Source organism: Leptospira broomii serovar Hurstbridge str. 5399 (assembly GCF_000243715.2).
Lineage (GTDB): Bacteria > Spirochaetota > Leptospiria > Leptospirales > Leptospiraceae > Leptospira_B > Leptospira_B broomii.
On the sequence record NZ_AHMO02000008.1, the window covers coordinates 429,110 to 450,280 of the forward strand.

General features: G+C 45.1%; 12 protein-coding genes. 2 read left to right on the forward strand and 10 right to left on the reverse strand.

Annotated elements, in window-relative coordinates; translation table 11 throughout:
* Positions 1-25 precede the first annotated feature (25 nt).
* From LEP1GSC050_RS07320 to LEP1GSC050_RS07340, 5 genes are all read right to left on the reverse strand, one after another.
* Positions 26-3,103: an Ig-like domain-containing protein gene (locus LEP1GSC050_RS07320; RefSeq protein WP_010570589.1), complete on the reverse strand. Its 3,078-nt coding sequence runs from the start codon at positions 3,101-3,103 to the stop codon at positions 26-28.
* Positions 3,104-3,123: 20 nt separating this feature from the next.
* Positions 3,124-6,912: a hypothetical protein gene (locus LEP1GSC050_RS07325; protein WP_232225672.1), complete on the reverse strand. Its 3,789-nt coding sequence runs from the start codon at positions 6,910-6,912 to the stop codon at positions 3,124-3,126.
* A 483-nt stretch (positions 6,913-7,395) separates the two neighbouring features.
* The gene (locus LEP1GSC050_RS07330; RefSeq protein ID WP_010570590.1) at positions 7,396-8,490 is read right to left on the reverse strand and encodes a TMEM43 family protein; all 1,095 of its coding nucleotides are present in this window, start codon (positions 8,488-8,490) and stop codon (positions 7,396-7,398) included.
* 136 nt (positions 8,491-8,626) lie between these two features.
* Positions 8,627-9,376, reverse strand: coding sequence for a beta/alpha barrel domain-containing protein (locus LEP1GSC050_RS07335; protein WP_020987542.1), 750 nt, complete (start codon positions 9,374-9,376; stop codon positions 8,627-8,629).
* A gap of 4 nt (positions 9,377-9,380) precedes the next feature.
* Positions 9,381-9,719 carry an STAS domain-containing protein gene (locus LEP1GSC050_RS07340; protein WP_010570592.1) on the reverse strand — a complete coding sequence of 113 codons (339 nt, stop codon included), beginning with the start codon at positions 9,717-9,719 and terminating at the stop codon, positions 9,381-9,383.
* A gap of 74 nt (positions 9,720-9,793) precedes the next feature.
* Here LEP1GSC050_RS07340 and murD point away from each other — a divergent pair, with 74 nt between their 5' ends.
* Positions 9,794-11,143 carry a UDP-N-acetylmuramoyl-L-alanine--D-glutamate ligase gene (murD, locus tag LEP1GSC050_RS07345; RefSeq protein ID WP_010570593.1) on the forward strand — a complete coding sequence of 450 codons (1,350 nt, stop codon included), beginning with the start codon at positions 9,794-9,796 and terminating at the stop codon, positions 11,141-11,143.
* Positions 11,144-11,179: 36 nt separating this feature from the next.
* On the opposite strand, the gene LEP1GSC050_RS07350 is transcribed toward murD, so the two are convergent.
* The 4 genes from LEP1GSC050_RS07350 to LEP1GSC050_RS07365 form a co-directional block, all read right to left on the reverse strand.
* Positions 11,180-13,162, reverse strand: coding sequence for an HD domain-containing phosphohydrolase (locus tag LEP1GSC050_RS07350; protein WP_010570594.1), 1,983 nt, complete (start codon positions 13,160-13,162; stop codon positions 11,180-11,182).
* A gap of 267 nt (positions 13,163-13,429) precedes the next feature.
* The gene (gene flgE / locus LEP1GSC050_RS07355) at positions 13,430-14,824 is read right to left on the reverse strand and encodes a flagellar hook protein FlgE (RefSeq protein WP_010413935.1); all 1,395 of its coding nucleotides are present in this window, start codon (positions 14,822-14,824) and stop codon (positions 13,430-13,432) included.
* Between the two features lie 27 nt (positions 14,825-14,851).
* The gene (locus LEP1GSC050_RS07360; RefSeq protein WP_010570595.1) at positions 14,852-15,532 is read right to left on the reverse strand and encodes a flagellar hook capping FlgD N-terminal domain-containing protein; all 681 of its coding nucleotides are present in this window, start codon (positions 15,530-15,532) and stop codon (positions 14,852-14,854) included.
* Between the two features lie 10 nt (positions 15,533-15,542).
* Positions 15,543-17,123 (reverse strand): flagellar hook-length control protein FliK, encoded by a 1,581-nt coding sequence (locus tag LEP1GSC050_RS07365; protein WP_010570596.1) that lies wholly within the window; start codon positions 17,121-17,123, stop codon positions 15,543-15,545.
* A 199-nt stretch (positions 17,124-17,322) separates the two neighbouring features.
* Here LEP1GSC050_RS07365 and LEP1GSC050_RS07370 point away from each other — a divergent pair, with 199 nt between their 5' ends.
* Complete coding sequence (locus tag LEP1GSC050_RS07370; RefSeq protein WP_010570597.1) at positions 17,323-17,775, forward strand: DUF1499 domain-containing protein; 453 nt, start codon at positions 17,323-17,325, stop codon at positions 17,773-17,775.
* 56 nt (positions 17,776-17,831) lie between these two features.
* On the opposite strand, the gene carB is transcribed toward LEP1GSC050_RS07370, so the two are convergent.
* Entirely contained in the window at positions 17,832-21,137 is a 3,306-nt protein-coding gene (gene carB, locus LEP1GSC050_RS07375) for a carbamoyl-phosphate synthase large subunit (RefSeq protein ID WP_010570598.1), read from the reverse strand.
* Between the last annotated feature and the right edge of the window lie 34 nt (positions 21,138-21,171).

The following is a 21,171-nucleotide window of genomic DNA, read 5'->3' on the forward strand; positions in this document are numbered from 1 at the left end:
CGGCGGAGCCGCCTGATTTCGTTTATTAAGGACAACTGATGGTATTTCCCGGATTAGCGGCGTATGCTCCTTGAAATTGCAAGCCGGCGAACAGGAACGGATACGTCTGCGTGCTCGGAATCGGTTGAGTCAAAAGTTTAATCTTATCCGTGGTCGTGTTAAGATTACAGACCTGGGTAGCATTCGAAGGATTTGTCAACGTAGCTAAACTTGCCTTAGAAGGAAGAGGGATCTGACCTAAAATATTATTCACAAGAGGAATAATCAAAGATGGAATCAGCGGGCTAACAACTGTCAGAACTCCCTGAGGATCGATTCCGAACGGATTATACTGAGTTCCTTCCAAAATATCCAGAGTGTAAGACATAGTAGAAGGATCGATAATCAAGCTGAGAGCGTTCAGATTGCTATAACCTGTAATACCGGACGGTTGAATAAAGGGCGTAAACTTAATGGTTCCAAGCGCCTTAAAACTCGCTCTTGCAGTATTGATCAAATATTTAGGCCCGCTTGCAGGAACTCCGTAAATTCTCAATTCAAGATCCGTAAAATTCACTTCAAGCTGAGGGATCGCGGATCCTGAAGGCACTTGTTTAAGACTGCCGTTCGGCGCATGGATCGCCCAAAGATCGATTTCCACCCCGTCATTACCGTTTACCGTGATCGTTTGGCTTGAATTGGAAGGATTCAAGCCGGTCAAACTGGGGAAGCCCGGAGCCAGGATATTGATGATGGCCGATGCCTGTAATAACGTTTTCGTTAACTGAAATAACGCCCCGTTTCCCGCATAGGTTTGAATTTGGTTGATAAACGCAGCATTCAACGCTAAGTTAAACGCTCCGTTCTGCCAGAGACTATAAGCCGCTTGCGTCACGGTATCCGCGCTCAAGCCCAGTAACAATCCAGGAGTTGCATTGCTCTGGGAAAAAAGGTACGTCTTCGCGTTCTGAATCGCAGTAACTCCCGCCGCTCCGGTGGGCGCCGTACTTACAAATCCGGTCGCAGCGTATTGGCCGTGATAATTCGGATTCGAAGATAGTAGTCGGCTACTCGGTTTTGCGACTAAAGCGATGTTCGCCGAAGCGACAATTCCTTTATTGGAACCCGATTGTTGCACGGCCGCATCTGAAGAAACTTGCAGCGAAAGAACTAAGGGGAAATTAGCCAAGGGTGCAGGAAGATAATTGGGAAGATCCAATTCCAACCCCGGGTTGTTCAAAGATTGAAGAACCGCATTCAAAGCATTGACGGACACGCGCTCTACGATATCCAATAAAAGCGATTGAGTGATCGCCGGAGTAACTTGGGGAACCGCATTTGTAGCAATCATGTTCGTGATCGGCCCGAGGAAAGATCCGAGACCGCTAGTGGAAGCCTGGAGACTCATCGAAGCCGTATTCAAATTCTGCCACCAAGGAGAAACATAAAAGTTACCCGTAATCGGATCGTTCGGATCGAGAGGATAGACTCCGTTCGGAGATTTATTCGAACTAGTATACCGATTGATTTGAACGTTGATGTTTCCGCTCGAATCGAACCAAGTCGTCGCCTTTGCTCTCGCAAGTCTCGGAGTATAAGGACCGCTTCCGTTTACAGTCGAATTAGTGGTAAAATAGAAATCCTGTCCGTTTCCGATTAAGCATGCTAAAACCGTGCAATCATGGGTTAACCCGATTACCGCCAAATCGATGACGGAATACTCTCCGTAAATATCGATACCGATCGATCCATTACCTAAAACATAAAAGGAATCCGTAATATTGGTGGTTCCATCCGGCGCAGTCGGAGGGATACTAATTCCTGGAATAAAGACGTCCAAATACATTGGCAGATTTCCAAGACCCAAAACGCTCGCAACCACGTTGAACGCTCCGCCATTCGGATCTCCTCCGCAATACCCGTCCCCATACTGACCTGAATTATCGCCATAGTTGCGGATATAAGTGATGGAACCTAAGTAGTAGTTGATACAACGAGACGATAAAGTAGCAGTACTATTCGTGGAAGGAGTTGACGCAAAATCGTTAAAGCTTTGGTTGGCTACCTTGAAATCGGCATGGGCAAACTTCTGCAGAATCTGACCAAACAAAGCCATCGATTGTGCCTGATCCATTACGGTAGTCGAGACGCCGGTAAGCAATCCATACGGATTTGGGTTTATCGGACCGTAGTTAAAAGAAAAATATCTGTTAAATATCTCTCCCGTAGCAGTGGTGATTTGATAATAGTAGGAATTCCCGCCAATAAATGCGTATAGCCCTGGAGTGGAACTTAACCTTGCATCTGCAATCAGGTCCAAATTGGACGCAACAGGACTAGACATCGAGCAAGTGCCGGTACATATCGTATACTGATCCGTCGAACCCATATGGTTCAGAGTGATCGACTGGATCGGATTAGCGCCGCTGATGGGATTCGCAAAATTGCTGGTTACATAAAGATGGGCATTCGTCGGAAATGTAATATCTTTTCCGCTGGTGTTTCCCCAGCCTAACGCAACATTAGAATAAGCTCCGATAGTCGCCGCCGTATTGATAAAATAATCCGGTTCGGTAGTAAATTGGACTTGGTATGGAATCAGCGCCAATCCGCTGGAAGTAAGGGAATTTACGGTCAAAGTAAATGTATAAGTCATGTTAGGGGCTAATTCTCTGTACGGATCGAAGATCAGTCTGGTTCCCGAAGCCCAGTGAAAGACTCCGCCTTTACCCGGACCAGGCAGCGGATTGTTAAGCGAATCCACCAACGAAAAGTCCGATTGAACGGCAGCTTGGCTCATAGATTTTGAAAATCGAATTTCCAAGCTTTTGTAGCGGTTTACGCCTTGAAAAGAACTCACGAACAAAATAGCGCTTGGTCCGTTGGCTCCGAAATTTGCGGGTAAAGAAGCGGGAGTATCCAAAGGCGAATACACACTTCCGCTGACTCCCTGCGGAAGACTTCCTCCCTGATCGGTAACTATACCGAACGAAGATAGCAGAGATGCAAACATACCGCCCGAGCCCTTTTTGGAATCGGAACAGGATATTGTTAAAGTCCCTATAAGGAACAAGAACATTCCGAGGTTTTTGAAGCCGACTTTTTTTATATTGAAGCGTTCCATACTCTTCCCTCTTTAATCCATCATCTCAAAGAAAACATTACATTCAAATCGTCGAAATAAGTCGACGTAGGTTGACCGGTATTCCAGTTATCATAAAAGTAATAACCTTCAGGACTGAACTTTCTTCCGTTTTGGTATATGTCCGCAAGCTCGCCGATCAAGGTCCCTGCGGAAAATAAGAACGACGTATTGTCGTATGCCTGGGTCTGAATCAATTGCGAATTTAATAAATTTTCAAAGTCTTGAAACAGATCCGTGACCGCAAAATTCGGATTCATAAATGCGTTGGTTTCAAGATACGAGAAAAACGCTCCTGGGACGGCCAAATAGTATCCGGTTCCGTACAAATTTTTACCGTACGGTGCGATTGCGGTCAAAACCGGCGGCAAACTTTGAGTCAATAAGTTTGTGATAGTATAGGTTCCGGTATGATTCGGATGGTTAACTAGGGACGCTAAAAGATCCAAAGTATTCTGGATATCAGCGTACGATGGTTGTATATTGATGAGCATATCCAGAAGAAAATCCAGGGATTTAACGACCGACCAGCCGGACGAGCTCGACATATAGTCTCTGATATTGCTCGCAAAATTACTCACATCGTCCCATGTGGAATCGTAAATATTAGCCGATCTCGGAGCGAAGTATGTGGAGCCTCCTCCGCAAACAAATGTCGGATCCGGATTACAGAATAATTGTGGGTTCGGATATTCCACGATATGATCGCGGAACCAATAAATTACTCCGCCTTGTATATCGAATTTTGTCGGGCAGAGAGTTTGGAACGATGTATCGTCGGTGGCACCTGCGCACTCGGAAATCAAAAGCGTCTCTCCCATAATATTCTCTAATGCGGGAGCGATTAAAGCAAAGGAATCGGCATGCGAAGCGTCGCCCAGTTGAGCCAAGAATTGCGCTAAACCCGAAACCAATCTAGTTTTGCTAATTAAGTTCAGCATCCCGTCCTGAAAGCGTCTCGTATTCTCGGTCAGAATACTTAGAAAAGAACGGAATGTATCGTCCGGTTGATAATCGGATACTCCGCCGCTCGGGTTTCTCAATCCGTATGCGATACCGTTCATACGAATTTGATAGATTGAGGGAGGAGTCGGATTGGTCACGGCTCCGCCAGTCGTATCCGGCCCGTAAAATGCGTACGGACGGGAAAGAAGCTCCGCTAATCTGGATAAAATCGAGACCGGATTCTGAGGAGTTGCGGTAGTTTGACCGCTAACTCTATCTAACACTGATTTTGCTAATGCTGCCACAAACGGAGTAAATCGATTTCTATACGGCCAATATACCGTGTCGTTCGCATTGAATAAATCGGGAGTCACTGGCGCAGGCGAAGTAGTCGCCGTGTTAATGGAAGAACTCGTGTCCGTGCTAGCGGCAGGTAAAAAGCCTAATAGCTGTAGAACATAACCGTTTTGGGAAATGACCGGCGGGATCAAACCGTAGCTAATCGTAGGTTGAGGAACCAAAAGAGACCATAAAGCGGAATAAACGACGGTGGGTCCCATATTACCGCTGCTCGCAGGAACTCCTGTGCCATCGGCTCCGTATCCCCACCCTTCTACCAACATCGCGGAGTCGCCCGGAACGGATGAAAAATATTGCAAATCTTGATGAACTGCGCTGTAAACTTTCAGCATTTTAGTCGTATCAGGCGAATTCCCGGTCGTGCTTCTCCATTGACCATTATAATTTCCGCATGTACCTGAAGATGCAGTCGCAAGCGGACCGCAATTTGCGTTTAGATTCAACATTCCGACTAGACCGTTTCCTACGGCGGTCACGAATAAGGCTTCTGCAAACGCTACGGTAGCGGCAAGTTTAGCGCGAACCGGAAGAACTACGACAAATCGTTTTTCGTATAAAAGCCATTGTAGATTTTTGTAAAATGCTTCTTCATCCGAAGAAACTCCTCTCTGCACGTCCGTCTTCGCGATTTCAGGTATCGTATATTGACCTGCTCCGGCCGTCCCGTTAGGAGTCGCACATGTTGTCGCAGAGTTGTATCCTCCGAGAGAAATACATTTATTGGTGGAATTCGGATTAAGTTGGATATCGTACCTATGCGTCTTCCAAGTGGGTTTATAATTGTTCTCGCTTAAATCGGAATTTCTCGCGATGGATCCGTCGGGAGAAAGGTAATTTCCGGCCCCGTCCCTACGATTCACGTTATAATAAGGACCGTATCCTTTATAAGTTACCTTGACTAGCCAGTCGAGCATCCAGGGCAAAGTTTTGTTAAAAACTTTATCGTAAGGGCCGGCGCTGGCGGATAAATCGATTGGATTGGTGCTCGGAACTTGGGTAGCTCCGCGGGACGCGTCTTCCATTAAGGATAGAACCCGCGAATTCATTCCGATTTGATAAACGACTCCGTCCCGATAAACGTTATTGCTCGTCCGGCTTTGCTCGGAAATATTCTTAAAGTTGAATGAATCCGACGAAGATATGACGGACATCATCGCGAACAATCCGTCCCCAAGTGTGATCTCCCCGCCGGTCATACCCGTAATCCAGTCATTGGTCGTAACCGACGGATTCCATGTATATCCGTAATTATCCGCCAGATATAGGATGAGAAAGAGCGTCTCTAATGCGGAAACTGTCCCGCTATTCGCATTATAAGCCCGGTCGAATCCGTTACCATCCACCCGAATTAAATTACCCAAGGACTGCTCGATGGGTCCCGCTCCTGACGGGGAAGAAGACAAAAGACTAGTCGGAAATCCCAGGGCATTTAAATTTGTGGCGGAATCTTTTAAGAAATCGATGCCGCTATATCCCGCGCCTAGAGCGGGATTTTTAGATGGGACGACTAAATCCCTTACGACTTGGAAAAAATCGGTAAACAAAACGCCCAACTCGGAAGAATGCAATGTTCCCCCCGGAGCGTTATACGCCGCGTTCGTACTGTAAGTGGTCGATTGTCCCGGAACCGCTACCGTGAAATACTTCACTAAATTTAGAATCAATTGTTTAAGAGTCGTTGCAGGTGAAGTCTGATTCATGAATCCGGCTTGGAAATTCATCATATCACCGAGGCCGTATACGATATTGATAAATCCGTTCTTTAAGCCGTGAGTTGGATCATTGATTGCAGACGGGGCAAAAAATCCGTTCATCAATCCTTGAACTCCGGAACGAAAATTCGCGTTCGCAGTCAAGGCCTTGTAAAGAAAATCCTCCGCTTTCTGCAGAAAGTTTACCGTGGTTTGTTTTTTTAGATCGTTTGCCGTAGTTGTAATGGACTGCTGGATCTGAAGATTCGAGTTGGAATTGTATTCGTCCAGTAGAGCCTGAGCGCTAATCGGAATCAAATTACGAACAACCGGGGAAGGGTAATGGCGAATTTTTTCGATAATCGGTTGAACGGCATTGTACGCAGCAGGATTATTCGTTTGAATTTTATTGATTAAATCAGCTCCTCCGGATGCTAATGTCTGCATTGCCGGACGACTTTGTATCATCATCGCTTCAGCAGCGCGTAACGTCCCCAAATTATCGGGTTGAGGAGCTTTTGCAAGCGAATCGCCTAACGCCTTATTGAATCCGACAGGATCTAAATTTGTAAAAAAACTTTTAACGACAGGGAAAGGATTTAGGAAAGTAAAGAGGGATACACCGGTATACGCGGTGGTGTTATCATAAAACTTTGCGATCCCGTTCTTCTCAGTACCGGAATGCGAACATGCTCCGAATAAGGCGAATATAAGCGAAAAAATAAGGAGAAAGCCGGATAATTTCGTCGAAATCGCCTGGGCGTTCCTGCGGTATCCTAGTAAACTTCTTCGCATTTTCATCCCCATAGTCTCCAATTAGAAACCAATTCGCTTTATCGAACAATCGTTATTGAAAAAACTCCGATCGTTACTGCTTATACAACTTAGATCGAAATTATTCAAATCTTTTTTTTATATCAATCGTTCGAATCGTGTATCAGTCGCTATACTGGTACACATTACAACTGTCTACACAACGATTTTTTTCATCATTTTCACGAATTTTTTATCGAACGAACGTTTTTTTATTAGTTTTTTAAGGTTTCAAATATCCCAATTATTTTCGCATTTTCTTACTTATGAGGGACTTTCTTTCGTCTTAATGAAAATATAAATGTAATAATTTATTTCCAAATGTGGCCCTTAAGTACTGTTTATGATTTCCTATAAAACAGTCTTGGAAACGAAGGTTTACTAATTTTAAATAGCGCTCGATATAAAAAAACCGCCCTATTTTAAAGAGCGGTTTTCTTGAGCAAAGCCTTAATCTAACAAAGATTAGGCCGGCTTTGCCTGCCTCTTCTTATAGAATCCGTATCCGATCGCCACAAGTCCTAGTAACAACCAAATATACCAAAACTTTACGAGTAGAATCGTTATGGCAGTGACTACGAACGCAACGATCCCGAGTACGAAAGAAATTGCCATCTTTCCGAATTCCCCGATGAGAGGAATGAAACTTAATAAAGCCGTCAAAGGCCCGACAAGCAGATTCAAACTCACCCAAATAAGTACGAAACTGACTCCTCGTCCGATCCATCTCATCATCTTATCGTCGTTCGCTATGTCTTTCATCGTTTTTTGAAAGTCACCCACGGATGCATTTAAGAATAGATTATCTTCTTTACTCTTAAACTTTCCGATAGAATGGCCGGACACCGCGCCGACAAACGTCATGCTTTCCGTCGGAACGGAACGAACTTCGACGCTCACCCGTTCACAACCCTCCAGTTCATCCTTCGAGCATTTCTCATTCAGATATACATATTCGTCTTTTAGAATTCCCTTGGTAAGGTGCGAGGCTTCCGGCACGACGGAAGGTACTTCACTAGTGTAATCGACTTCCTTTAAATTTACTGAATATGCTTTCCCGTCTTCTCCCTTTACCTTTCCGCCGGTAGCGAAAGTTTCCACTGTAGCATGACTCGCTTGATAGAACGGTTTTGATTTACATCCTGCAAGTTCGAAATTTCTGGGGTTTTTAGGCGAGGAAGTCCATTCTAATTTACAAGTGCGCACTTTCTTTTTGCTTGTACCGCTTCCTTCTTCTTTCACTTCTTCCGTCCATGCAAAAACTTCTGGAGTCTGCGAATAAGAGATATAATGACCCGATCTAACGAATTCTCCGCCGAGAGAATCCGCCGTCAAAGTTCCGGTAACATAGGAAGGTAATCCTGCCTGTGCCTGGGCGGCAGGTACCGCGCCTTTGAGTGCTGCACTCGCCTGTTCGCAAGTCTCAATTTGGTAGATGAGAAATAGAGAAGCGGGAAACAATACGATCCCGGTGAGAATCCCTTTGAACGAATCTCCGAGTTGGCCGAATATGCCGATATCTTCCGAAGAGGACATCCCGTCCGAACTTTCAAGTGCCATAATACTTTCTCCTAAAAAAGGGCTAAAAAGCGAAATCGCATCTTAATACTTTCTAAAGAACTTAGGCAATTTATTTTTTCCAAAGAGAAATAGAAAAATATTATTTTTCTAATTAAAACAATCGTGTAAAAACGATTTAAAATAGTTCCAACCACGCGGTTCGAATATCGGGCCTTTCCATAAAATAGGTTCCGATCAGAGCGGCATCCACGTACGGCCTAAATGCATCCAAATCCTGCTTACTTTTTATTCCCGATTCTCCAACTTTTACTATATTAGGAGAAAGTTTATTCGCAATATTAGGAACTAGATCTTGATGAATCGAAAAATCATCCAAATCCCTGGTATTGATTCCTACGATATTCGCACCTGCATCTCTCGCGATTTCCGCCTCTTCTTCCGTATGAATTTCCGTAAGGACATCCATTCCAAACCTTCGCGCAGCCAGAATAAGGTTTTTGAGCTTCTCAGGAGTCAAAATTCTTACGATTAAAAGTATCGCACCGGCTCCGTATTCTCTCGCTTCGACTACTTGTCTCTCATCTATTATAAAATCTTTACGTAAAACCGGTACATTTACTTTTTCAGATACCTGCCGTAGATTCTCCAAAGAACCGCCGAAGTAATCGGCATCGGTCAGTACAGAAATTCCCGAGGCTCCGCATTCTTCGTAGGTTTTCGCAATTTGGACCGGCTCATAAGCATCCCGAATCGTTCCCGCAGACGGGCTTTTCCGTTTACATTCGGCGATGATGGAAAATTTTCGCGAGCGGAGGGACTGCCATAGACCGGGCCCGGCGTAATTTGCCGGAGAGTATTCGGGAATCGACTCCAATTCCTTTTTTTTTGTCTCGAGGATATCTCGTAAAACTCTATGTAACCCCATCCAATTAGCTGCGGAACGACTTTAGAGCTTCATCCTCCGTCTCCCGAATATCGAAGAGAGAAGTAAGTTCAATTACATCAAAAATTCTTTTTACTGCGGGTTTGATTCCGCAAATTTTTAGGGCGCCTTCCTTTGCATTCAACTTCCTAAGAGTCGAGATACAAGCCCTAAATCCGGAAGACGACATATAGTCGACGTCTTGCATATTCAAGATGACTCTTGTGTGTCCTTGGTTGTCGATGAGATCGTTGAGATTTTCTTCGACCTCGTTGGCGATGGAGACGTCTAAACGCCCCTTGAGGTAAACAATGAGAACTCCGTCCTGTACCTTATGATCCAGCAAGGGAACCTACCCTAAGCGATAAATTAGAGACAATTCTAGGTCCGAAAAATAGCCTGTCAACCAAGTTCCCCCATATGGCAAATTTTCCTACCTCCCTAATGGGCCAGAGAGTCCTCGTTCTGGGCGGAGGTGTTTCCGGAATGGCTGCACTCCGTCTCCTTCGAGAAAGGCAGGCCGTTCCCATCCTCTGCAATTCCCAACCTGTACCTTCCGTCACTGAGATGTACGTAGGTGAAGACGTTGCATTAACTTCCCTACTTCCGTTGACCTTAATTGTCAAAAGTCCCGGGTTATCGCCGGAGCATCCGATTATTCAACAGGCTCATTCTCTTTATATTCCTGTTGTCTCCGAAGTGGAATTCGCTCGAGCTTTCTTTTTCGGCAAATTGATAGGAGTAACTGGAACGGACGGAAAGTCCACTACGACAGCGTTGATATGCCATCTTCTATCGAAAGATTTTCCGGGAGCCCAGGCCGGTGGAAATATCGGACACGCGTTCAGCGATTTTTGCCTAGGTCCGATTCCACTATCGGTTTTGGAGCTTTCGAGTTACCAGCTGGAAGATTCGGGACCTCTATCGCTTGATGTTTCCGTAATTCTCAATCTGGCTCCGGATCATTTGGAACGCCACGGGACTTTGGATAACTATTTTGCAGCTAAAGCAAGAATCATCGATAAAAATAGTTCGAAGCATACTCTTATTGTCAGTTCCAAACTATTCAGAGAACGAATTCAACAAATGAATTGTCTTTGCAAGATCGGAACGTTCGGTCGAGAAGAAGGAAATGATGCGAGAATTTTAGACGAAGAACGGATCATTCAGACTGCGAAAGCCGAATACGATGCAAAAAACTTCCCTCTGCCCGGCGGCCATAATTTGGAAAATTTGAGCGCTTCCATTCTTGCTGCGGAAGCAGCAGGAGGAAATCCCGTCAATATTCAGCAGGCGATTTCCGGTTTTATGGGTTTACCGCACCGCTTCCAGCAGGCGGGACGTGCCGCCGGCGTAACTTTTATAAACGATTCTAAATCGACAAACCTTCATAGTATGCTTGCCGGTATGAGCACCTGGAAGGAGAAGAAAACGACCTGTCTAATTCTAGGTGGAAGACCGAAATCGGAATCTTTCGAACCTTTGAAGCAATTCCTGAAATCAGGTATCGGATGGGTGATTCTTTTCGGAGAAGCGAGAGCGGCCTGGGCCGCCGAAATTTCTCCTCTTATAGGGGATCACCTTGTTACGGTGGAAGATTTAGGAGAGGCATTCTCCTGGCTCAAGACTGCGATTCGCTCGGGAAGAGCACGATTGCAATCAGTCGTTTTTTCCCCGGCCTGCGCCAGCTTCGATCAGTATAAGAATTTTGAAGAGAGAGGAGAACATTTCCTAAGCCTAGTGCAGCAGTGGGCGCAAGAGGAACCCTAAAGCTTCTTTCAAAATCCCGTTCGAAGAGTTTGAAAACTATTTAGTCAGATGAGGATGATGGGAAAGCCTTTCCCAGACTTTCGCCTCTATGAACATCTTTAGCAAATCGTTATCTAAGTGGTTGTCCTTAGATTCCATTTCAAGAATATCTAAAGCTCTATCGAGAGGTACCGCTTTTTTATACGGACGATCCTTATCCGTCAGCGCGTCGAATATATCGGAAATGGTCATAATCCTGGATTGCACCGGAATATCTTCTCCCGACAGGCCTCGCGGGTAGCCGCTTCCGTTCAGTTTTTCGTGGTGTGCGTGAGCTATTGCCGGAACCATCTTCAAATCGCTTGTCCAAGGAATTTTACTTAAGAATTGAAACGTGTGTTCCACATGAGATTCAATTTCCTTTCTTTCGTCGAAATCCAACGATCCTTTCTTGATGGTTAAAAATCCGAATTCATAGGGGGAAAGTAAATCCATGGATTCCCCATCGGTCGTAGTATACTGTATTTTAGCTATTTCTTCCAAGAAATGCGAATTCGTTTCTTCTAATATGGAAGGTTCGTTAGATTGGCGTATGATCTGAAGCATGGAATTAAGCCGCTTAAATTCTTCGGCCTTTTCGAATTCCAGGGACTTCTCAAAATCCGCAAACCCGACGGTCCCATGTCGTTTCAAATATTCAACTTTCTTTAAATTAAATCTGGATTCCAAATCCTTGATCAAAAAACGGAAACGCCAATCGATTACGTGCAATTCCAAATCTTCCAGCTTTTTGGCTTTTACGAGCACTTTTTCCCGGACTCCGACCTTTCCGAAATCGTGAAGAAGAGAAGCATATCGAATTTCTTTTAACTGCTCTTTGCTGAATTTAATATCCTTATACTTGCCGGAGTTGGCACGATCTACTGTCTCCGCTAGACCGACCGTTAATAAGGCGACTCGAAAAGAATGGCCGCTAGTTGTCGGGTCCCTCGCCTCGATCGCATTCACCGAAGCAGTCACAAAACCCTCGAATAAGGTTTCGATCTCCCTTAAAAGATAATTATTCTGAATCGCGACGGCAGCCTGCCCGGCCACGCCTAGAACCAACTGTGAAGAATAATCATCGAAAGGTTGGACATCCTCCCCTTTCATTTGCTCTGCCGTAAGTTTTTGATTGAAATTGCGTTTCCGATTGATTAGTTGCAGGACTCCGACCACTTCTCCTCGATGGTCTTTCATCGGGACGACAAGCATCGATTTCGTATGATAGTTCGTTAATACGTCGAAGTTCCCGTTAAACGTAAATTCGGTTCCTTCCGGCAAATTATAAACATCGGGAAGATTTAATACTTTTCCGGTTTCTGCAACGTAACCCGCAATGCTAGCCTTATTGATCGGAAGCAGGAATTCCTCTCCTACGTTCAGAGCGGAAATTTTAAAGCGTAAACTCCTAACATAGCTGATCTCGTCTCTTTCCACCAAATACAAAGAACCGGAATCCGCATTGCAAATCTCCCTGGCGCTGAAAAGAATTTCACCTAGCAATTTATCGAAATCTTTCTCGTTCGCAAGACTGATTCCGATCCGAGTGAGTCGATTGATTTCGTATTTTGCCGTATTGATTCTGTGCAGCAAATCGAATTGATCCGTCACCATTTGTAAGTGCACGAACGCATTCGCCAAATTCTTACATAGATGAAGATCGGTTGCAGTGTCCGGAAGAATTCCGAAAATAAGGTCGTCTTCGATTTCTGTTTGTTTATGACCCTCGTAAGTGAGGTCCGCATTCAGAATAAAACGGGCGAGAATAAGAGGATTTAAACGGAGCTGTTCTCGAATGCGTCGATGTTCTTCTTCCAACGTAGGCGCAGAGATGTAAAAGACGATATTTACGAATTGCTCCGCGTCTCTAATTTCGGGAGAATCGTAAAAGTCCCGAAGAAAGATAATATCCGGATTCAGTTTGTTCCGGAGAATATTTAGTCTACGGTCTAAGAGCCGATAATCCGTTACGATGTATTGCTTAAACTTGGACTCCATTCCTTAACGGCCCATCCTACGAGGCTTCTATATTCATGAAAAGGAGAATTTTCTACGCTTCACTCGGCGTACTCCGTAGGGAAAGAAGAACATCCATGAGATTGAGTATACTCTAAAAGAGCGGCTTAGATCACATTCCATTCCTCATTAAGAAATTAGATCGAAAAAACGGGAAAAAAACCGCAAAGACTTAACAAAATAAAAAGCGCTTCCGCAAAATTTGCAAGAAGCGCTTAGCAATCTTCGTCTAATCGTTGTTTAGGCGAATTAACGTTTCAATCCTAAAACTTCCTGCAACATCTGATCCGTTGTAGTGATCGTTCTTGAATTCGCTTGGAATCCTCTTTGGGTTACTATCATATCGGTAAATTGGTCGGATAAGTCCACGTTGGACATTTCCAGTAATCCGGCGTTAATCTTCCCGCGCCCCGCGATTCCGGCCTCTCCGATCAATGGTTCGCCGGAGTTGTTCGAAAAAGCAAACATAGTATCTCCCGCTTTATCCAGACCGGCAGGGTTATTAAACACCGCTGTTGCAATTCTAGCTAGCGGTTGTTTGATGCCGTTGGAATAAACTCCGGTAATCGTTCCGGAATTATCTATGGAGAAAGATTCAAGGTAACCCATCGTATACCCGTCTTGTTTTACGGCCTTGGTCGTAAAATCCGAAGAGAATTGGGTAATTCCATCCACCATGCCCGATTCACCCAACGCTAAATCGAAACTTTGGACCTGCGGATTTCCTGGAAGGCGAAAGGATACTTTTGCGTTTAATTTTCCGGTATTCATCATATCGGCGCCGTCGGAGACATATACGATTTTACCGTCCGGAGTGAATCCGAATTCGAGTTCGGTACTGCCCGGGAGTTGCGTGTTCTGTCCACCGGTTCCGGCTACGTCGACGGAAAGCTGAGTTGCGTCAGTTAAAGACACGCGTCCTTTCCAAGTATTTTCCCTGACTTTGTAGAATTCCATTTTCAGTTCGCGCTGTTCCCCCTGATCATCGAACACTTTGATCGTAGTCACATGACCGCGTCTCTGTTTCGGATCGGGATCGTTGATAAAAGCGGAAATTTCCTCCGGAGTCGCGTCCGGCGGCACGGCAGGTACCGAAGAGTTCAAGTTGGATTTAAAATCTATCTTTGAAGTAGCTCTTGCAGGTTCTTTAGAATATACTGGAATGATAATATCTTCCACCGAACCGGAGGAATTGATGAACTTATTCCCTTTTTCGTCCAAACGGGAATTCCATCCCTGAACTTTCAAACCGTTGGCAGGATTTACGTAGTATCCGTTTTTATCCAGGTTAAACGCACCGGCTCTCGTATAGAACTGCTTATCTCCGTCCTTTACGATAAAGAATCCTTCTCCGGAAATCGCCACGTCCGTATTCTTTCCCGTCGTTTGCAAGGCGCCTTGCGTCATAATCTTATCTATCGCAGCGATCAAAGCCCCGAGGCCCACTTGTTGCGGGTTCACCCCGCCGATATTTTCCTTCGGTTCGGAGGCACCTCGCAATTCCTGGGAAATCATATCCTGAAACGTTACCCGTTCCGTTTTGAAACCGTGGGTGTTCACGTTGGAAATGTTGTTTCCGATCACGTCCATCCTGACTTGGTGGTTTTTTAAACCGGAAACTCCCGAATACAGAGATCTCATCATAGCGTTTGTACCTCGATACTTTCTATCTTATTCATAATTACGTTCACTCGGCTTTCCAGGAAAGCTCCAGCCTGGAGCTCCGGAATTCCATTCTTCTTTAGCCTCTTCTACCGCTTGATTGGTGGAGGGAGCGTTTGATGCGGGAACGGTCGAGGTTGTCTGGCTTCCGTTAGGAGCGGAAGACGGTGTGCCTTTTGAGCTCGATTCCGCCTGATTCAGCACACTCGGATCGGTTATAAGAGTGATCGCATCGATCTCGACAGTTCTACCGTTCACTCTTACGAACGACTTACCTTCTCCGTCAAAGAAGAGGGCCCCGGCCAATCCGACTACGTTCTCTCCCGTTACAAAATCGGGCCCGGAGACGACTTTTCCGACCAGGGAGAAGCTTTGACGATTGGTCATTTTCCCGATTCCTTGGGAAATATTATTCATCTGTTCCAGCGAGGAGAATTGCGCCATCTGGGCGATGAAATCCTGATCCTTAACCGGATTTGTAGGGTCCTGTGATGATAATTGCGTGATTAATAATTTAAGAAAATCATCTTTTCCTAATGCCTTTGCGGTGGAACGAATCTCGATACCTTTGAGTCCGCTCTTTTCTTCCTTCTCCAATTTCTCGAAGTGGTTCTTCAAATTGAAGCTTCTGTCTCCTTCGAGATAACGACTACGTGAGGCTTCGCTGCTTACAGCGTTTGTATCCGGCATTATAGTTTCCTCAAACTAAGACGTTTAAACGTCTCTCCGTATTCTTTTCGGCGGTTTGCGAAATTTCTGTAGAGTCAAGTTGGGAAAGTGATTCGGAATCTCGATTCTTTTGATTGGAACCTAACGATAACCCTTCGGTCTCCCGATCCCGTGCACCGGAGGAATCGCCATCGAAGAAAGAAAATAATCCTGACTCCTCCACTTCGACTAGTAAGGACTCCAGGACAAGTCCTTGATCTTTAAAATCTTTCTTCAATTGTTCCAGATCGCCCGTAAACATCCTTTTTACTTCTTCCGATTCCACGAATATGCGTCCTTGAACTCGATCATCTTCCACGCTGATGCGCAATGAAACTCGACCGAGCTCCTGCGGATTCAATCTGAGGGTCGCTTCCGATTTTCCGTTCTCGACGATATGTAACTTTGCACTCTGCACGAGCCTCTGAAAATTTTCCCGAACGACTCCTCTATCTAGGGAAGATGAATTCGTTGAACGAGCTTTGTCAAACGAAGCCGATACGCCCGCAGCTTCCTTTTCCATCATTCCCATTCCCGCTTTTAATAAGGAAAACGTGGTCTCGTTTCCTTGGCGGTAGGAAGATTCGGAATTTTGCCGATCTTTTCCCGTAGAATCTCCTTTAGAGGACGAATCTTCGGATGCCGGAACTTTCATCGATAATGACTTGGATATCTGAGACAGAGATTCTGATTTCTTATCTCTGGTGATTTTTACGTTTTCGGAATCTAACGTAGGATTTTCTTTACTGACCTCTCTCAATGGAGAAAGCGATTTTTCTTCGTTGGCAGGTTTGGAAAATTTACGAACCTCGTCCAAATTTCTAAGCCCATCTTCCAGACTTTCCTTTTCGGTCGGTCTTTGAGCACGAACTTCTTTTAAGTTCTTTTTGTCGTCGCTCTTTGCTAAACTTATAATATCTGTCTGTTCCTGTTTCGATTCTTTTGCATGAGCCTCTTCTTTCACTTGCGGTTTAATCGCCTTACGAGCCGCTTGGAGCTGAGCAGCAGGAATCTCTTCATCTTTGTCGAAGGAAATTACTTTTTTAGGCTCTAAGCTTTGTAGGAACGCCGTCATTCGAACGATAAACGGAGGTTCTTCCTCGGTTTCGGATTCCCAGTCCAGTTCGGAATCCTCTTCCTTTATCTTTTCGGATTTTTCCGAATTTTCCAAATTCTTAGCCGTCTTTGAAAGTTGCGTATCCTTAGCCTGGATGGATTCTGAAAACGAATTTAGGATGGAATAGATTTCCGCGAATTCTTTTTGTTCCTCCGTGGAACTGACTTCTTCCGAATCTTCGTGTTCTACTTCGGAATCTTCTTTTTGCTCTTCTTCTATCTCGTCAAAAAGACTCGCCTCCGACGGCTTCATCTCAGGTTGATTCGATTTAATTTCGCCTTCCGGTTTTTGGCCTTCTTCCAACGCTTGTTGCGACCGTAGTTGGATCGATTTCATTAAGTCCATAAAATTAAGACCGGCTTGGGGCGATTTTTCGGAAGCGGTAGCCACGGACTTCGATTCCGAATTTGCTATCTTAACTTCTTCCCGAGGAGATTGATCGGTTCGTATCTGCATACTTTGCCCCTTGCAGTATAAGGATCGAAATTTCGCCGAATTCCTTGATCTATTTATCTAATTATCTTCTTCCCTTTTATGATTATGTCGGCTAACAAAGGACGAACAATCTTCGATTCGCGAAAAATCGCTAAAGTTCTGATTGGAAGTTTTTGGAAAAGAATGGAATTCCTTATCGCTAAGGGGCTTCATAGCGGACATGACACGATTTATTTCAGCGATTTTAATCGGCTCTTGTCTTACGATCCTTACCCTTGGCTGTAGCGGTACCCGCCCGACAAACATCGGAGTAAAGGACGGAAAGCTTGCTGCCTGCCCGAATAGCCCGAATTGCGTTTCCAGCCAAATTCCTGCGACGGACGAAAAACATTCGATCGCTCCTTTGGTGTATCAAAGCAAACCTGAAGAAGCTAAAAAGAAATTAGTAGAGGTCATTCGCTCTCTGCCTAGAACGGAAATCGTTACCGAAAAGAACGACTACATTTATGCCGAATTTACTTCGTTTACGATGCGTTATGTGGACGATGTGGAATTCTTTTTTGCGCCCGATCAAAAGACCGTTCACGTACGTTCCGCGTCGCGACTCGGTTATTCGGATATGGGGGTAAATAGAAAGCGAATCGAAACGATCCGGGAATTGTTCGCAAAATAGTTTTTCGTTATTCCATTAGAGAATTATAAATGATTCTCTAATGGAATTTTATCGACTCAGGAGTGGAGCGATTGCAGGGAGCGGATCGTAAATCCCTTATCCCGCATTTCAACCATTCCTCGAATCAAAGCTTTTGCCGCGCTCGCAGTCGTAAGACAAGGAATCTTATAGCGGATTGCCGCCTGACGAATGGCAAAGCTGTCGTCCCTAGTCACGCGACTCAAAGGAGTATTCAGTATCAGATGAATTTTATTTTCGCGAATATAATCCAGTGCCGTAGGGAATTGGTTATCGTACACTTTATTGATCTTTGACGAAAGAACCCCGTTATCCGAGAGATATTTATGCGTTCCTTCGGTCGCGATTAAATTAAAACCTAAATTTGAAAGTTCCTTAATATACTTTAATAATTCTTTTTTATCTTTATCGTTGACGGAAACGAACACGGTTCCCTGAGAAGGAAGTTCCTCTCCTGCCATGTATTGGGATTTGAGAAACGCTTCTCCTGCAGTCTCCGCAATTCCCATAACTTCTCCGGTGGATCTCATTTCCGGACCTAAAATCGTGTCCACACCCGGAAACTTATTAAACGGAAGAACCGCTTCTTTTACGTTCACCATAGGAAAGCTCATTTCTTTCGGCAAAGGCAAACTTGATAAGGATTCTCCCATCATGATTCGAGTCGCGTATTTGACGATCGCGTGACCCAATGCCTTCGATACGAACGGGACCGTCCTGGACGCTCTCGGATTTACTTCAATCACATAGAGTTGTTCGTCTTTGACCGCAAATTGTATGTTGATCAGACCCTTTACTTGAAGCTCGAGGGCAAGCGCTCTAGTCGATTTACGAATCTCTTCCATTACATGTACGGAAAGCGATTGTGGAGGAAGGATGCAGGCCGAATCGCCGGAATGAATCCCCGCCTCCTCGATATGCTCCATGATCCCAGCAATGAAGACTTCTTTTCCGTCGCAGAGCGCATCTACATCGACCTCTACTGCGTCTTCCAGGAAGCTATCGATCAGTAGAGGTCGGTCTTCAGAAATTTCTTCCGCCTTTTCCATGTAACGATCCAACTCTCTTTCTTCGCTGATGATCAACATAGCCCTACCGCCCAATACGTAGCTAGGGCGCACTAAAATCGGGTACGTGATCGACTTCGCAATTTTACGTGCTTCTTCCATCGAAGTCGCGATGCCGTTCTTCGGGGAAACAAGTTTTAATTTATCTAATACTTCTGCGAATCTCTTTCTATCTTCCGCTCTGTCTATCGAATCCGGACTCGTTCCCAGAATCGGAATACCCTTCCGCTCCAAATCCTTTGCGAGCTTGAGCGGAGTCTGTCCTCCGAACTGGATGATAACGCCTATCGGTTTTTCCTTTTTATAAATATGAGTCACATCTTCCAAAGTCAGAGGTTCGAAATACAATCGATCGGAAGTGTCATAGTCGGTGGAGACCGTTTCAGGATTGGAATTCACCATTATGGATTCTACGCCTAGATCCTGAAGCGCAAAGGAGGCGTGACAACAGCAGTAGTCGAACTCGATTCCCTGTCCGATACGGTTCGGGCCGCCGCCCAAAATAATCACGGATTTTTTATCGGTGACTTCAGTTTCGTCTTCTTGATCGTACGAGGAATAAAAATAAGGAGTGTATGCCTCGAATTCTCCCGCGCAAGTATCGATTCGTTTATAGACTGGTTCGATTTTGGAAGAAGTAAGCGAACGTTCTAAAATTACTTCCTCGGATTTGAGAAGCGCGCTGATTTCTCCCTTCTTTTTATCCGGAGTAATACTAGATCCGAGAATCGAGTTTATTTCGTTCTTTTTCTTTAGATATGCCAATTGACGATTGGAGAATCCTAAGCGCTTCATTTTTGTGAGAATCGAATATCCTTTCTCAAGAAACTCTTTCTCCGCAATTTGCAAATCTTCGAATTGATACAAGAACCAAGGATCGATTTTACAAAGTTCATGGATTCTCTCGACCGAATAACCTTCTTCCAATGCTTTCTTTAAATAGAAGATTCGTTTATCATTCGGCCGTCTTAAGAAGGCGTCGATTTTTTCCTGCTTTGCCGCGGAAGAGAGGGAATGAAATTCGATCAGCTCCGCAAAATTTCCGTCCGATCCGAAACCGTAACGATCCGTTTCCAAGGATCGGATCGCTTTCTGAAAACTTTCCTTGAAAGTCCTTCCGATCGCCATCGCTTCTCCGACGGCCTTCATCTGAACGCCTAACGTGTCGTCCGTTCCGGGAAACTTCTCGAAAGCAAAACGAGGAATCTTAGTGACTACGTAATCGATTGAAGGTTCGAAAGAGGCGGGAGTGACCCTGGTGATATCGTTTTTGATTTCGTCCAGAGTGTAGCCTATCGAAAGTAGAGCCGCAATCTTTGCGATCGGAAATCCGGTAGCCTTGGAAGCTAAAGCGGAAGACCTGGAAACACGAGGATTCATTTCGATGACGATCACGTCGCCATTAGCGGGGTTAACCGCAAACTGAATATTCGAACCGCCGGTTTCCACGCCGATTTCCCGGATGATCTTTATCGACATATCCCGCAGATTTTGGTATTCCGTATCGGAGAGAGTTTGTTGGGGCGCTACTGTGATCGAGTCGCCTGTGTGAACTCCCATCGGGTCTATGTTTTCTATCGAGCAGATAATGACTACGTTGTCGGCCAAATCTCGCATGACCTCCAACTCGAATTCTTTCCAGCCTAGTACCGATTCTTCCAAAAGAACCTGACTGATCGGCGAAGCTTTCAGTCCCTTACCGACTACCTCCTCGAAGGTTTCTTCGTCATACGCGATTCCTCCTCCGGTCCCGCCCAAAGTAAAGGCAGGGCGAACGATAAGAGGGAGACCGATTCTTGCTTTGATCTCGAAAGCTTCCTTTAAATTATTGACCAACCCGGAACGGGGAACACTTACCCCGATCTTTTCCATCGCTATTTTAAACAGTTCGCGATCTTCCGCTTTCTTGATGGCGTCGACTTTCGCACCGATAAGCTCTACTTTGTATTTTTCAAGGATGCCGGCGTTATGACAGGCGATAGCCAAGTTCAAAGCGGTCTGGCCGCCAACCGTCGGAAGAATCGCGTCCGGTTTTTCTTTCTCTAGAATTTTTTGAACAACGGAAACCGTCATCGGTTCCACGTACGTCGCATCCGCAAGATCCGGATCCGTCATGATTGTCGCGGGATTTGAATTGAGAAGAATGACTCGAATTCCCTTTTCTTTCAGAGCTTTTGCTGCTTGAGTTCCTGAATAATCGAATTCACAAGCCTGGCCTATAACGATCGGCCCGGATCCTAGGATCAATACGGATCGGATATCTTCCCTTTTTGGCATATTATTTTACAGATTTTTCGCTCTCACTTGTACT

What these genes read in the sequence shown, in the direction of transcription:
- LEP1GSC050_RS07320 (WP_010570589.1), bottom strand. Translation starts at nt 3,103, where the DNA reads ATGGAACGCTTCAATATAAAAAAAGTCGGCTTCAAAAACCTCGGAATG.
- LEP1GSC050_RS07325 (WP_232225672.1), bottom strand. Translation starts at nt 6,912, where the DNA reads ATGCGAAGAAGTTTACTAGGATACCGCAGGAACGCCCAGGCGATTTCG.
- LEP1GSC050_RS07330 (WP_010570590.1), bottom strand. Translation starts at nt 8,490, where the DNA reads ATGGCACTTGAAAGTTCGGACGGGATGTCCTCTTCGGAAGATATCGGC.
- LEP1GSC050_RS07335 (WP_020987542.1), bottom strand. Translation starts at nt 9,376, where the DNA reads ATGGGGTTACATAGAGTTTTACGAGATATCCTCGAGACAAAAAAAAAG.
- murD (WP_010570593.1), top strand. Translation starts at nt 9,794, where the DNA reads ATGGCAAATTTTCCTACCTCCCTAATGGGCCAGAGAGTCCTCGTTCTG.
- LEP1GSC050_RS07350 (WP_010570594.1), bottom strand. Translation starts at nt 13,162, where the DNA reads ATGGAGTCCAAGTTTAAGCAATACATCGTAACGGATTATCGGCTCTTA.
- flgE (WP_010413935.1), bottom strand. Translation starts at nt 14,824, where the DNA reads ATGATGAGATCTCTGTATTCGGGAGTTTCCGGTTTAAAAAACCACCAA.
- LEP1GSC050_RS07360 (WP_010570595.1), bottom strand. Translation starts at nt 15,532, where the DNA reads ATGCCGGATACAAACGCTGTAAGCAGCGAAGCCTCACGTAGTCGTTAT.
- LEP1GSC050_RS07365 (WP_010570596.1), bottom strand. Translation starts at nt 17,123, where the DNA reads ATGCAGATACGAACCGATCAATCTCCTCGGGAAGAAGTTAAGATAGCA.
- LEP1GSC050_RS07370 (WP_010570597.1), top strand. Translation starts at nt 17,323, where the DNA reads ATGACACGATTTATTTCAGCGATTTTAATCGGCTCTTGTCTTACGATC.
- carB (WP_010570598.1), bottom strand. Translation starts at nt 21,137, where the DNA reads ATGCCAAAAAGGGAAGATATCCGATCCGTATTGATCCTAGGATCCGGG.